Annotated in this window: 9 protein-coding genes; 7 read left to right on the top strand and 2 right to left on the bottom strand. The window is 42.5% G+C overall.

Annotated features, from left to right (window positions below):
* Positions 1–510: 510 nt before the first annotated feature.
* The 3 genes from M0R21_13165 (at position 511) to M0R21_13155 (ending at position 3,106) form a co-directional block, all read left to right on the top strand.
* A complete protein-coding gene (locus M0R21_13165) occupies positions 511–657 on the top strand; it encodes a hypothetical protein (GenBank protein ID MCK9618771.1) in 147 nt (48 codons plus the stop codon).
* 296 nt (positions 658–953) lie between these two features.
* Positions 954–1,337, top strand: a complete 384-nt coding sequence (locus tag M0R21_13160; GenBank protein ID MCK9618770.1) for a response regulator — start codon at positions 954–956, stop codon at positions 1,335–1,337.
* A gap of 152 nt (positions 1,338–1,489) precedes the next feature.
* Positions 1,490–3,106, top strand: a complete 1,617-nt coding sequence (locus M0R21_13155) for a CTP synthase (protein ID MCK9618769.1) — start codon at positions 1,490–1,492, stop codon at positions 3,104–3,106.
* 129 nt (positions 3,107–3,235) lie between these two features.
* Here the strand turns inward: M0R21_13155 and M0R21_13150 are convergent, their stop codons facing one another.
* Positions 3,236–3,916 carry a LexA family transcriptional regulator gene (locus M0R21_13150; protein ID MCK9618768.1) on the bottom strand — a complete coding sequence of 227 codons (681 nt, stop codon included), beginning with the start codon at positions 3,914–3,916 and terminating at the stop codon, positions 3,236–3,238.
* 80 nt (positions 3,917–3,996) lie between these two features.
* Positions 3,997–7,440 carry a choice-of-anchor J domain-containing protein gene (locus M0R21_13145; protein MCK9618767.1) on the bottom strand — a complete coding sequence of 1,148 codons (3,444 nt, stop codon included), beginning with the start codon at positions 7,438–7,440 and terminating at the stop codon, positions 3,997–3,999.
* 232 nt (positions 7,441–7,672) lie between these two features.
* Between M0R21_13145 and ffh the strand changes: the two genes are divergently transcribed.
* The 4 genes from ffh (at position 7,673) to M0R21_13125 (ending at position 13,718) form a co-directional block, all read left to right on the top strand.
* On the top strand, positions 7,673–9,007 hold the full coding sequence (ffh, locus tag M0R21_13140; GenBank protein ID MCK9618766.1) for a signal recognition particle protein: 1,335 nt from the start codon (positions 7,673–7,675) through the stop codon (positions 9,005–9,007).
* Between the two features lie 42 nt (positions 9,008–9,049).
* Positions 9,050–9,928 (top strand): bifunctional 5,10-methylene-tetrahydrofolate dehydrogenase/5,10-methylene-tetrahydrofolate cyclohydrolase, encoded by an 879-nt coding sequence (locus M0R21_13135; GenBank protein ID MCK9618765.1) that lies wholly within the window; start codon positions 9,050–9,052, stop codon positions 9,926–9,928.
* A gap of 49 nt (positions 9,929–9,977) precedes the next feature.
* Entirely contained in the window at positions 9,978–10,559 is a 582-nt protein-coding gene (locus M0R21_13130; protein MCK9618764.1) for a 7-carboxy-7-deazaguanine synthase QueE, read from the top strand.
* A gap of 228 nt (positions 10,560–10,787) precedes the next feature.
* On the top strand, positions 10,788–13,718 hold the full coding sequence (locus M0R21_13125; protein ID MCK9618763.1) for a serine hydrolase: 2,931 nt from the start codon (positions 10,788–10,790) through the stop codon (positions 13,716–13,718).
* Positions 13,719–13,812 lie beyond the last annotated feature (94 nt).

Here is a 13,812-nt window from a genome sequence, read left to right as displayed (position 1 = left end):
TGGAAACAGTAGCCGGCTACACAAAAACAGTAGTTAGCGACATGAAAACCTTATCCGGCGACCCTCCGGGGGCTTACGGAGTGTTTTACACCTCATAAATTATGTTTTACGGTAGTCTCTGGAAGAATTTCAGTACTTACTGGATGTTTTTCATTGCTCACTGGAAGATTTACAGTACTCACTGGATGTTTTTCGGTGTGTATGTTGACTTTTGAGTGCTTACCGGACGTTTTACACTCCTTACTGGATGTTTTACTACCCTTCTAATGTGTTTTCCGGTAGCCTCAGCGCATTTTACACCTCCATTCAGCGTGTTTTTTATGGTTTAAATTTACTCCGGTATTTTCCACTTTATTGCGTTACCTGGTTACAATACGAATAACAGGTATTAAATTAAACGGGTGTTGCAAAAAAATTACCCTTTTGAATTTTAATGCCAAATAGCCATCTTTACAAAAAATCAGAATACAGAAACCGGTAAGATGGTTACTGAAAAAATACCAAACGACGATGAATTTTAAAGGAATAGAAATCATAGGTTTCGACGGCGACGATACGTTGTGGGTAAACGAACCTTTATACCAGGATATTGAAAAGAAACTATGCCAATTGTTGAAGGATTACCTGCCTGCCGGGCAAGTATCGGCCGGTAAATGAGCAAATCCTTTACCCGTTTACTTTTGTTGACCCATTAAAAAAGAAAAACGGACGCTGAAATCAAAAAATACTGAAGAGTCTTATCCTTATATCATCTCTACACCCGAAAAGAGAATACAATTTCTCAGAAAAATGCAGGCAATTGAAAAATAACTTACTTTTTAAGTAACTGCAATATAATAGGGTACTTGGAATTTTCTGGAAGTTAAAAAAAAAATTAAAAATTTCTTCTTAGGAAGTATAACAAATTACTTTTTTTCGGATAAAGCTATGAACAAAAACCATCAGGTATGTTCATGGAAAATCTAAATACTGTGAAAATTCTTGTTGCGGATGACAATTCCACAAACCAGCGTCTGTTAGAAATATATCTTAAACAGAAAGGTTGGGATTGTTGCCTGGTTAGTGATGGGCAAAAAGCAGTAGAAGAAGCATTAAAAAATCGTTATGATTTAATTTTAATGGACATAAATATGCCTCGTATGAATGGCATACAAGCAACCGTTGCCATCAGAAACACTAATCAGTCCGTTCCTATTATTGCCCTCACCGTTTTCGACGAAGAGGAAGTAAAAATAAGCAGCAAGGAAGCAGGCATCAATTATTTTCTCGCCAAACCCTGTCGCAAAGAAGAACTCATTTCTATCATCTCTCAATATCTTCCAATTCTTCCTGTCTAATGGGGCAGCCAGTCTGTACCTCGGGTGTTTTTCATCTCCCCAAGTTTGAAAAACACCTTTTTTTGTTTACATATGTCAAAATTAATTTATCTGCACGACGGTTTTAACCAATTATTTCTTTTACTTTGCATCCCGAACAATCAGATTCGGGTATGCCAAACACAAAATATATTTTCGTTACTGGCGGGGTAGCTTCTTCGCTGGGTAAAGGGATCATCTCATCTTCCCTTGCAAAACTACTTCAGGCAAGAGGTTTTTCGGTAACTATTCAAAAATTAGACCCTTACATTAATGTTGACCCAGGCACTCTCAATCCTTATGAGCATGGTGAAGTGTTTGTAACCGATGATGGAGCCGAAACCGACCTCGACCTGGGGCATTATGAACGTTTTTTAAATGTGCCTACTTCGCAAGCAAATAACGTAACCACTGGGAGAATTTATCTCACTGTTATCGAAAAAGAACGTCGCGGAGATTACTTGGGGGAAACCGTACAGGTGATTCCGCATATTACCGATGAGATAAAATACCGTATTCAACTTTTGGGTAAAGAGGGAAAATACGACTTTATAATCACTGAAATAGGAGGAACGGTAGGCGATATTGAATCTCTTCCCTATATCGAAGCGGTTCGGCAGCTTCGTTGGGAAATGAGCAGCGACTGCCTGGTGATACATCTTACACTGGTTCCTTTCCTGGCAGCAGCAGGCGAGTTGAAAACCAAACCTACTCAGCATTCAGTAAAAACACTGTTGGAACAGGGTGTTCAACCCGACATTATTGTCTGCCGAACAGAGAAACCCCTGAACGATAACTTGAAAAATAAAATTGCTCTTTTTTGCAATGTGGAACCCAGTTCTGTTATAGAATCCATCGACGCCGAAAGCATTTATGATGTGCCTTTACTGATGCACAAAGAAAAACTTGATATAGAAGTACTTCGCAAAACCCGTATGTCGCTTCGCCGCGAACCTGACCTTAAAAAATGGGAAGATTTCTTGTTCAGGCTCAAAAACCCGCAAAATGAGGTGGAAATAGGGCTCATAGGCAAATATGTGGAGCTGAAAGATGCTTACAAATCTATCAACGAAGCCATTACCCATGCAGGTGCTGCCAATCAGTGCAAGGTAAAGGTAAGACTTGTTCATTCCGAAAACATTAACGAAATCTCTATCCGGGAAAAATTAAAAGGACTGCAAGGCATTTTGGTGGCACCTGGTTTTGGCGAAAGAGGCGTTGAAGGCAAAATACTCGCTATACAATATGCCCGGGAAAACAAAATTCCTTTCCTCGGTATTTGCCTCGGGATGCAGTGTGCTGTGATTGAATTCGGACGTAATGTACTGGGGCTGGAAAAAGCCCATAGTACCGAGATGAATCCCAATACACCTTACCCGGTAATTGACATCATGGAAGAGCAAAAAAAGGTAAGTATGAAAGGAGGAACCATGCGATTGGGCGCTTACCCCTGCGAAATAAAGGAAAACAGCAAGGCAGCTTCTATTTATGATTCACGGAACATTACCGAACGCCATCGCCATCGTTTCGAATTCAATAATGCCTACTTTGAACAGTACGAAAAGGCAGGCTTTGTTCCTTCGGGCATCAACACCCAAACCCACCTTGTGGAAATTATTGAGTTAACAAATCATCCCTGGTTTATTGGCATACAATTCCATCCCGAATACAAGAGTACGGTAGCCAAGCCGCATCCTTTGTTTGTGGGATTTGTTGGAGCTGCCATTCAGTATAAAAGTAAGAAAGTTTAAAAAAGCCCATAAGCAATTAATTGAAAACCCGTCGGAAAGATAATTTGCTATAAAATCTATAACTATTATATATATAAGAGATTAGAGATAAATAGCTTTGCAAAATGCAGATAAACTGTTGAAAGGAATTTATGGTAACGACATACATAAATAGCCTAATGCCCGCCAGGCTTCAATGATGGCATCCTTTGGTAGAAAGTAAGGCGTGAATACTGGGTTGTCAGATTGCAGTAGGAATTTCTCCGAGTTGTCGTCGTTCCAGATCCTTTTATATACTATGCCTTCGTCGCGTGTAACCAGGATATAGGGTTTGCCCTCGCGAATTGATTGCAGGTTTTCTACGTAATCGCAAAGAATATATGACCCCGAAGGAATGGGAAACATGCTGTCGCCACTGATTTGGAAAGCCCTGTAAGTGCGTTCGGCTGATAGTTCGGGAACAGGAAGAGTGAAACGTGGCAGTTGTTCAACATATTCAGGGTCGGAATAGCCATGAAGGTATCCGGCTGCTGCTTTTTCGGGCACAAGCGTTATCAGTTCCTTGTTAAAAGTATCCACAACCGTTGTTAGTACTTTTAATTGTATAGGTAAGTTTTGAGTTTCGGCACCGGTTGCATTAACCAGTTCTTCTATGCTTACGTTAAAGAACACAGCGATTGATTTCAATAAATCTAATTTTGGCATAGCCCGGTTTTCTTCGTAAGCACCAATCTTTGAGCGTTTAACTCCTAATGCGGATGCAAACTCTTCTTGCGTAAGCCCTTTCTGTCTGCGAAGTGTTTTTAAAAGTGTGCCGAAACGTGTATCCATGGTATTTGTTAGCTGATGTAAAAATACAAAAAAGGCTGTTATCAAACGATAACAGCCTTTTTATATTCAGTTAAAATTAATTACCTGATAGAAACACTGCGGGTAATATAGCCCGATTTGGTTTCCAATTGGATAAGATAAAGACCTGATTTCAGATTTTTAGTGCTCAAGCGCAGTTCGTTGCCATTTACAAGGGCATTGTAAACGGTTTGACCGTTATAGTTCATCACTTTTACGCTAACGATGTTTTCGTTGGTTTTAACCATTACGTAATCGGAGGCGGGGTTAGGATAAACAACGACAGATTGAGCCGAAGGATCGTTTATACCGTTTACTACATCAACCAGAATGGTGTTGGATGCTTCTGATTCACAAGCGTCGTAAACAGCAGTTACATAATATTCGTAAACTCCGGAAGAAAGACCCATATCAGTGTGTTGAAGACCAGAAATTGTTGCCGCATTAATTTTTACACCATTGCGGTAAACATTATAACCTAAGAGTGCACGGGTATCATCGTCAGATGGCATTTGGAATACGCTGTTTTCTACTTTGCTGAGATTTCCGTTAGCAAAAGTATTGTTTGCATTGTGGATATGTTGTTTTACAATTGGGCTTAATGCAGTTTTAACACCTTTTGCATTGGTAACAAAACCCTGGATGTTCCAGTTTGAATTAATTTCAGGAACTGCAACATGCAAAGATACCCAAGAAGCACCACCGTCAGTTGAAATCATATCACCATAATTATCAACGGCAGGACCAGCATCACATCCAGCAGGAAATTCTTCTGCAGGCTGATTGTTACAAGCATAACCAATCCAAAGTTCCTGAGTGGCATCAATGGTAACAGGAGTTGTTAAAGTAAATTCGTTCCATTGGTCAATAACAACTGTAACTGGTTGGTCTAACACTAAGTTAGCAGCATTTGCGCCAGTGGCAACTTGCAATACATATTGAGTAGTAGCACCACGTGGGAAAATGCTCATAGTAGTCAGGTTGAATCCGTCATAGTTAGCAAGTTCGGTAGGAGTAAAACGGGCAGCAACAACGAATGAACCTCCATCGGTAAGTCCAATACCATCGTTATTTACACCGTCATCCCAATGTAACCAAGGACTTGGACCGGCGGGGGCTTCCCATGCTAATGGAACATCAGCCATACCGGTTTGGTAAGTAGTGGATAAATTTTGGGGAGGATCACAAGCAGGAGTTGCAATAGTTACCGAAACAGGACCTGCAGGTTCTGATTCGCCTTCATCGTAAAGAGCAGTAACTTCATATTCATAAGTTCCCGGAGCAAGGCTATTGTCGTCATAAGATAAATCGGGTACGTTGTTGGCTATAACCGAACCATCACGATAAACATTGTAACCAGTAAGAGCGCGGGTTCCTTTTTCAGAATCTTGGGTAATTACCTTGTGAGGTTCGGCAACTGTAGCACGAGCCATGGTTTTTCCTTTTACAAGCGGACTGTTTACAAGAGTTGATTTTGCATTGGGAACTGCACCGATAGTAACATCATCAAGCATGAAAATGAACGCATCGTCCGAAACGCAGTTGAAACCAACATAAACATTCTGACCTGCATAGGCAGAAAGATCGTAGCTGTATTGCGTCCATGCATCCACGGGAGCTTCTACATAGGTTCCCGGAGTGATGATGGTAAAATCTGCAGGAGCAGTACCAGTGGTAGAAACGCCAACTTTGAATCTTTCGAGTCCGTATTGGTCGGTATATGATTTTGCCCAGAATGTTACATGATCACCTGCAACAATAGGAGTTTGCGGGCTAATCAGCCAGTCATTATTAGGAGGAGTGGTTGCAGCAAAGCAAGCAGCAAATTTTTCTCCTGAATAAGCCAGGTTTTCGGTTAAAGCTGGTGTTGTAGCAAGGGAGTTGAAAATGATGAATGATTGTGGCTGGTATTCATTTAACCAGTCAGTTCCGTCCATGCCATAAGTTTCTGACAGGTCAACGTCAACATTTGTCCAAGGAGCGAAGTCAATTGCAAAATTATCGTAAGCTTCAAAATCATCGGTTGGTCCCGAAGGTCCTGTATTAGGTTCTTCCCATGTAAGGTGAACATTAACACCAGCTACGGTAGCCTGAAGATTTGTTGGAGGATAAGCTACAAAATCGGCAACGTGCAAGGTAACAGGAACTGTTACTGTGGGGTTGGCGGGATCGTTACTGGCAATTAGCAGGTTAGCGGTATAATCACCGATTGCCAATCCTGCTGCATCAAAAAGAACACTGATAGGTGTAGAAAGGCCCACTGCAGTAGTTCCATTTGTAGGGGCTGTAGTTAACCAGGAAGTACTTGCAGGATCAACAGCAATTGTCCATGTAAGGTCGGCACCACCTGTATTGGTGATTTCCATGGCTTCTATAGAAGTGCCATTTAATCCGAGGGTGGTTTCGATAGAAGCGGGAGCTACTGCAATAGCAGGATCGTTAGTAAGTACGCCAGTAAAAACATACATACCGTTTAAGAGGCTTTCGTCGGTAAAAGCACCAGCCCAGCCATGGGCGTTGTCTACCCAGTCGGTAGCAAGGAACTGAATACCGGAAGTTCCGTTAAATTCAGTCCAGTTGTGTCCACCGTCGAAGCTGTATGAGCAACCTGATAAATCGGTAGCAGCACCGGTTGATACCCATGTATTGGGTGTTCCGGGAACATAGCAATAATCGTTGGTATAAATGGGACCGGATGTAGTTACTGCTGCCCATGTTGCACCTCCGTCGGAAGTTTCGCAGATTGCTCCGGTTGAACTTTCGCCTTTATCCTGTACAATACCATGTAACGCATCACGGAATTTTACATCAACATATTTATTGGTTAAGGTTGTAGCGGCTGCAGTCCAGTTATGTCCCTGGTCAACGGAATGATAAACCCGACCTTTGTTAGTTCCAAACCATATTTGATCACCAACAACGGAATAATAACCAACAACGCCAAATTCACCCGAAACCGGGTCGGCAATGTTTGCACCTGGAACTAATACCCAGGTTGTGCCGCCATCGGTAGTGGTGTACATTTCAAAATCGCCATTGATGGGGTCGCCCATACACCAACCTGTGTTGGCATTAAAGAAATGCACACAATTAGGAAATGAAGCAGAATTGTTGAAGGCTGCAGTAGCCTGACGTGCCCAGGTTACGCCACCATCAGTAGTTTTGTATATACCCTGCAGGCTGGTTCCTGTTTGTTTGTACATAGGTGCCCAGGCAGTATTACCGTCAATGGCATAAATCATTGACATTTCCAAACCTGTGGTACTGGGAATTGTACCGGGTGTCCATAAATTTCCGCCGTTCAACGTACGGGTAAATTCCTGGATGTATGCTCCGCTGCCACTGCCATCGTAGGCGGTTGCCCATACGATGTTCTGATCAACAGCATGCATATACTTTATTCCACGTGAAGCTGCAAGAAGCCCTGAGTTCTGAGGCATCCATTGCGCCATAGCCCCTATAGTAATGGCTATAAGTGCTAAAATAAGTACTAATTTTTTCTTCATGATGAAAAGTTTAAATTGAACATTAATTGTTTTATCAAAGTGCAAATTTATACTTAAAATTTAAGATAAAAAATATCACAGATATTATTTTTCGACTTTTCTGTTCATTTTTGTATCAAAAGTATTGTTACCGGTAAATAAATATGTTGAATGGGTATTTATTTCCTCTTGTAAGGCGTTTGCTGTATGCAGGTAATTTGACTATTTTTGCAGCTCCAAAATTTGAGATACAATGTTTGATAATTTAAGTGAAAAATTAGACCGGGCTTTTAAATTACTGAAAGGGCACGGACATATTACCGAAATTAATGTGGCGGAAACGCTAAAAGATGTGCGCAAAGCATTGCTTGATGCCGATGTAAGTTATAAAATTGCCAAACAGTTTACCGAAGAAGTGAAAGAATTGGCTTTGGGGCAAAATGTACTTACCTCTGTTTCTCCAGGGCAATTGATGGTGAAAATTGTACACGACAAGCTTACTGAACTAATGGGCGGAGAAAAAACCGACATTAATCTGAAAGGCAATCCCGTAGTAATATTAATAGCCGGATTGCAGGGAAGTGGTAAAACAACCTTTTCAGCTAAATTAGCTTCATATCTCAAAAGTAAAAAGGGAAAATCCCCGATGCTGGTTGCCTGCGACGTATATCGTCCGGCAGCTATTAACCAGTTACAGGTATTGGGCGAACAGGCGGAAGTACCTGTTTTTACGGAAGAAGGCAGCAGCGAACCCGTGAAAATTGCCCGTAATGCCATTGCTTATGCCAAAGACAGGGGTTACAATGTAGTAATTATTGATACCGCAGGTCGTCTTGCCATTGACGAAGGCATGATGAACGAAATTGCCTCTATCAAGTCATCGGTAAATCCTCAGGAAACACTTTTTGTAGTGGATTCAATGACAGGTCAGGATGCCGTAAATACAGCTAAAGCATTCAACGACAGGCTCGATTTTGATGGAGTAGTTCTTACAAAATTGGATGGCGACACCCGCGGTGGTGCTGCCCTTACCATACGGGCTGTGGTTACCAAGCCTATTAAATTTGTTGGAATTGGCGAAAAAATGGATGCTCTTGATATTTTTCACCCAAACCGTATGGCCGACCGTATTCTGGGGATGGGTGATATCGTTTCGCTGGTGGAAAAAGCACAGGAACAATTCGACGAAGAAGAAGCCAAACGTTTACAGAAAAAAATTGCCAAAAATCAGTTCAACTTCAATGATTTTCTTTCCCAAATTAAGCAGATTAAAAAAATGGGAAACATGAAAGACCTTATGGGTATGATACCCGGCATGGGCAAAATGGTAAAAAATGTTGATCTTGATGAAAATGCTTTTAAAAGCATTGAAGCGATAATTTATTCCATGACACCTTCGGAACGAGAAAATCCTGCTTTGCTTAGTGGCAGCCGTAGGAAAAGAATCGCATCGGGTAGTGGCACCGATATCCAGGAAGTAAATCGTCTGCTGAAACAGTTTGATGAAACCCGAAAAATGATGAAAACGCTCACTACTGCAAGCCCACGACAAATGATGAATATGGCACGCAACGCACGGAAAAATTAGTCCTGCCTGACGATATATATGGTTTAAACTTATTTACAAAAAATGGAACTTATTGACGGAAAACTTATTGCAACCCGCATCAAGGAAGAATTAAAATTGGAGGTGGCACGCCTTATAGATACTAACATTGCTACCCCGCATCTTGCAGCCATCCTGGTGGGAAACGACCCTGCAAGCCAGACCTACATCGCAAATAAAGAAAAAGCCTGTAGGGAAGTGGGCATAATTTCTTCTGTGTATCGCTATCCCGAAACTATTTCAGAAAAGGAACTGCTTGATGTGATTGACTTTTTGAATAATGATGATGAAATTCACGGATTTATAGTCCAACTGCCACTCCCTGCTCATATTTCTGTTCCCAAGGTCATCGAAAGGGTAAATCCTGCAAAAGATGTTGACGGTTTTCACCCGGTAAATATCGGACGCATGGTTTCTAATATACCGGCGTATCTTCCGGCTACACCCTACGGAATAATGCAACTGATTGAAAGATACAAAATAGAAACCGAAGGCAAACATTGTGTGGTGCTTGGCCGCAGCAATATAGTTGGTACCCCCATAAGCATACTGATGAGCCGCAAAGCTAACCCCGGCAACTGTACCGTTACTCTTTGCCACAGTAAAACTCCGGATTTGGAAAGCATTTGCCGCCAGGCAGACATTTTGATTGCAGCAATCGGGAAGCCCGGTTTTGTTACTGCGAATATGGTTAAAGAAGGAGCCATTGTTATTGATGTAGGCATTCACCGTATTCCGGATGAAAGTAAAAAATCCGGATTCAGAACGGAGGGAGACGTAAATTTTAAGGAAGTAGCCCTCAAGTGTAGCTTTATTACCCCCGTTCCGGGTGGAGTAGGAGCCATGACCATAGTTGCACTCCTGATGAATACATTGAAAGCAGCCAAAAAAGAAATTTATTAATATTTTGAATACCAATTCTTTATTCGAAAAAGGCTTAATGCTTCCCTTGATGGAAAATTTTTACACCATTCAGGGCGAGGGATTTCATGCAGGCATGCCATCGTATTTTGTACGCCTGGGCGGCTGTGATGTAGGATGCTATTGGTGCGATGTGAAAGAGTCATGGAATGCCTCATTGCATCCGCTTACTAATACTGATGAAATTATAAAAAGAGCAATTGACTGTCCTTCAAGGGCAGTGGTAGTTACCGGTGGCGAACCTTTACAGTACAATCTTGATCATTTATGCAAAAGGCTAAATAATAACAATATATTAACATTTCTCGAAACTTCCGGTTCGTACCCGCTCAGTGGCACCTGGAACTGGATATGCCTCTCACCCAAACAACAACAACCCCCTTTGTCTGAAATTTTTTCAATAGCCAATGAACTAAAAGTAATAATTTATAGTGCTGACGATTTTACCTGGGCGGAAACCAATGCGGCAAAGGTATCAGAACGTTGTCATTTATTTTTGCAGCCCGAGTGGAGCCGGCGGAATGAAATGATGCCTCTGATGGTGGATTATGTGATGCAACATCCCCGGTGGAATATTTCCCTACAGATTCACAAGTATATGCGGATACCCTGATAATCAAATTTATAAAGGGATTACAAAAGACCGCTTATCAATTCGGGGAACAATTCCGGCAAAAATTACAAGTCAGTTTTTTGGACAGCCTCCAGTTTTTTAATCGCAAGGAATGAGAATACCACAGGCTACTGCTTATTGTCTTTAATCTCAATCTTAACCTCACTCTTAACTTTCTTTTCCTCTCAGAATTTTTCCATAAGTTTGTACACTATAATTTCTGTTTCAATGAAAGTACAGTACCGTTTTACATTTTTGATTATATTCCTTCTGTTTATCAGTGCTGTTAATGCACAAAAAGCGTCAAAAGCCACGGCAGCCGATTCTCTTTGGGCAGATTCGGTCTTTAAAACATTAAGTCCGGACGAACGTATAGGGCAGTTATTCATGATACGCTCCTTTTCCAACCGCGATTCGGCATATTACAAGGATATTTCGGATGTTATCAAATATTATAAAGTGGGTGGATTGTGCTTTTTTAAAGGAGGTCCTTTAAGCGAAGCCCAACTTACCAACCGCTGGCAGAAACTCTCGAAAGTACCTCTTTTTATTGCCATTGACGGCGAATGGGGGCTGGGAATGCGGCTCGACAGCACTCTTTCTTTCCCGCGGCAGATGACCATCGGGGCAATACACAACGATTCGCTGATTTATTACATGGGAAAGGAAATAGCACGCCAATGCAGGGAAGAAGGCATTCAAATCAATTTTGCACCTGTTGCCGACATCAATTCCAACCCGGCAAACCCTGTGATCAACATACGCTCATGGGGCGAAGACAAAGAATCTGTTGCACGGAAATCCTACCTGTATATGAAAGGAATGCAGGACAATGGCATATTTACCACTGCCAAACACTTTCCCGGACACGGCGACACCGACAGCGATTCACATCTCACCATGCCGGTAATCCGTCACTCGCAAACCACCCTCGACACCCTCGATCTTTATCCTTTCCGTTACCTGGTGCAAAACGGCATTTCCGGTGTGATGGTGGCGCATCTTTACATCCCGGCTCTGGACTCTACACCTAACAACCCCTCTACCCTATCCTATCCGATTATTACCGGATTACTGAAAAATAAAATGGGTTTCAACGGTCTGGTTTTTACCGATGCCCTCGATATGAACGGCGTTGCCAGCTTTTTTGAACCCGGGAAATTAGAAGTAAAAGCCCTGCAAGCCGGTAACGATGTTCTTTTGCTTTCGCAGGATGTGCAAACGGCAATTTGCGAAATTCAGCAGGCTATTGACAGTGGCAAACTTTTGCAAAAAAGCATTGATGAAAGATGTAAAAAGATACTACGTTACAAATACAAGGCTGGATTAAATAACGTAAAGCCAGTAAACACAGAAGGCTTGTACGACCGGTTGAACACTCCCCAGGCAGAGCTTTTCATCCGCCAACTTTACGAAAGAGCGGTTACACTGCTTAAGAACGATGATAGCATCCTGCCGTTGCAATGCCTCGATACACTACGCATCGCCTGCCTTACCCTTGGCGACACCATCGCTAACTCATTTCAGCACTCTTTATCCGCCTACGCCCAGGTACAGCATTTTTACCTCCCCCGAAAACCGGATTCGACAGTTGCCGCCATGGTGATGGATACATTGGAGACATTCAATCTGGTGATTGTGGGATTGGTAAATACCAACTCTTCCCCGGGACGTAACTTCGGATTCGGTACGGAGACAGTCGCTCTGGTAAACGAATTGGCAAAACGTCAGCCCATCATTCTCGATTTGTTTGCCATCCCCTATTCTCTCCACTTATTTGATTCTTTGCCAAAAGCCAAAGCGATAGTAGTTTCCTACCAGGACAATCCATTCATTCATAACCTTTCGGCTCAGGCTATTTTTGGTGGAATACCCTTCCGGGGAAAACTTCCTGTAATGGCATCTCCAAAATATCCTTCCGGAAGCGGCATACTCACTACCGAAATTACCCGTCTGAAATATACTATGCCCGAAGAGTTGCAAATCAGCAGTGCCACACTGGCAAAGGTGGATTCCATTGCCGAGAAGGGCATAGCAGCACATGCTTATCCCGGTTGCCAGATTTGGGCGGCAAAGGATGGGAAAGTCATCTACAACAAGGCTTTTGGCTATTTCACTTACGATAGCATCCGCAAAGTACAACCGGACGATGTTTACGACCTGGCATCCGTTACCAAAATTGCTGCAACTACCCTTGCGGTGATGAAACTTTACGATGAGCATAAAATTGACCTCGACAAACGGCTTGCGAAGTATCTGCCTATACTCCGGCGTACCAACAAGAAAAACATCACCATACGCGAAGTAATGACCCACCAGGCAGGATTGTTGCCATTTATACATTTTTACCCAAAAACCTTTAAAAACGGACAGCTGGATTCGCTCTTGTATGATAAAACTGCTTCAGACGCATTTCCGTTTTGTGTAGCCGACAGCCTCTACCTGCGTTGGGATTACCGCCAGAAGATTCTCGACAGCATTGCTCTCTCCCCACTGCTTCCGGAGAAAAAATACAAATACAGCGATCTGGGATTTATTCTGCTTGGTGCAATGGTGGAACACGTTACCGGCAAAAAGCTGGAAGAATATGTGATGGAAAGCTTCTACCGTCCAATGGGACTTTCCACTATGGGCTTCCATCCTTTGCAACGCTTTTCTAAAGAGATTATCCCTCCAACAGAAGATGATAAGATATTCCGCAAACAGTTGGTAAAAGGCTATGTACACGATCCTACTGCTGCCATAATGGGCGGAGTAGCCGGGCATGCCGGACTGTTTTCGGATGCCAACGACCTAGGTATTTTGATGCAGATGCTGCTACAGAAAGGAAACTACGGAAGCATACAATACCTGGATAGCGCTACCGTAAAAGAGTTTACGCGTACCCAGTTTGCTGCCACCGGAAACCGCAGAGCTTTAGGATTTGATAAGCCATTGGGCGACGGCACCAACGACGGTCCTACCTGCCCGCAGGCATCGCCACTTAGTTTCGGACATACCGGCTTCACCGGCACCTATGCATGGGCTGACCCGGAAAACGGGCTGGTTTACATCTTCCTGTCGAACCGCATTTACCCGGACGCTGGAAACAACAAATTAGCCAAGATGAATATACGTACCGATATTCAGGAAGTGTTTTATAAAGCGATAAAAGATTGAACAGATTGAAGTGGATTGAGAAGTAGAGGCTGTAAAACGAACTGTGTCAAAGGGAATAAATAATTAAATTTGACACAAGAAATGGAAAAAGGTA

This window comes from Lentimicrobiaceae bacterium, assembly GCA_023227965.1.
GTDB lineage: Bacteria > Bacteroidota > Bacteroidia > Bacteroidales > JALOCA01 > JALOCA01.
Note: the sequence above shows the minus strand (reverse complement) of the source record. Positions and strands in the feature narration are given on the sequence as shown.